At 54.0% G+C, this 1,393-nt stretch carries 1 protein-coding gene; it reads right to left on the bottom strand.

What is annotated here, in order from left to right; all coding sequences use genetic code 11:
- Positions 1–293: 293 nt before the first annotated feature.
- Positions 294–1,393, bottom strand: a 1,100-nt coding sequence (locus FBY03_RS22935; protein WP_256678028.1) for an IS110 family transposase, incomplete at its 5' end; no start/stop codon positions are given.

The following is a 1,393-nucleotide window of genomic DNA, read 5'->3' as shown; positions in this document are numbered from 1 at the left end:
TTTGTGGCTACGACCGAGTCGCGCCAGTCACCCATATGGATCAAGCGGTGGTAATGCTTCCAGTACCGCCCTGGCGGTAACCCGCCCCAGAGAAACGTTGGTGCCGCCAATGTGTCCAAAACGTGTCACAGAACCGTGGCTCGCGTAAAAAATTACACGTCCAGTCTCTACTGGCTCACTTGGCAGACGACCCGGTAACAACACACTCAGACGGTGACAGCAAGCCTCCACTCAGACCAGTTGGCTCGCGTCCAGTCCCCTTACTGGCTGACCTACCGCCACCGTATTCGCCCTCAGGAGAAACAGCGTTTTGCATCAAACGGCTGTTTCTCCTTGAGGATGTGATAGCTCGCCCGCGCCAGTTTGTGAGCCAGCGCCTTGGTCGCTATCACGTTGTTCGTTTTGGCCTTCTTCTTCTCGAAGAAACGCTTGGCTTCCTCGCTGAAACGCCGAGCAAAGTTGGCCGCCTCGATAAAGGCCCAGACCAAATAGGCGTTACCGTTCTTGGTGTTGCCTTCACCTTTTTTCTTGCCATTGGAGTAATGGGCGCTATTCACGCATCGCGCATAAGAGGCGAAGTTGCCGACATCGGCAAAGCGTTCGATGTCTCCGGTTTCCAGCATGATCACGATAGCCAGAACTTCACCAATCCCCGGCATCGACTTCAGCAGGGAATACTCCGGGCGCAATCGAGCGCTTTGAAGCAATCGGTCTTCCAGACAACCAATTTGAATATTCATCGCCTTAATGATTGCCACATTGGCTTTCATAGCCAGAGCCACATCGGGTGGCAGGCCCAGCCTGTCTACCGATGTGGCTGACAGGCGTTTGACTGCACCACTGTTCAGTCGGCAACCCAACTGACGCGCCATGATGTTTTCCACTGCCAGGACATGTTGAGTCCGGCTGCGCACCAATTGAATCCGTTTACGGGCGAGGTCGCGTAGCGCACGCTCTTGTGGCGGATGAATGTAGCCAGTCGGCAAAATTTCTAGCCTTAGTAAGTGCGCTAGAAAAGCCGCATCGTCCTGATCATCGGAATGTTTTAAACCGTCATAACGTTTCATCGCCACGGTGTTGGCCAACTTCACCTCGAAGCCAGCGCCTTTCAAACCATCGACCAGCCAGTACCAGTTGTAGGTGGACTCGACCACCACGCCGGCTAACTCGGCGCGATGCGGTTCGAGCAACATCGTGATCTTCACCAAATCGTTTGGGCAACGTCGACTGACCAGTACCCGATCCGTTTCGTCAGTGATCACTACAACGCTATTGTTCGAATGCAGGTCTATGCCACAGAATTTCATCACGGCCTCCTTAAGCAAAAGACAATGTTCGCACCTTGAATTTTGCGCCACCTCCGAGGTGGGGAGGCCGGCTAGATGATTCTCAG

Origin of the sequence: Pseudomonas sp. SJZ079, assembly GCF_007993865.1 — a bacterium.
In the GTDB taxonomy this organism is placed as follows: domain Bacteria; phylum Pseudomonadota; class Gammaproteobacteria; order Pseudomonadales; family Pseudomonadaceae; genus Aquipseudomonas.
This window is presented reverse-complemented; position numbering and strand designations above follow the sequence as displayed.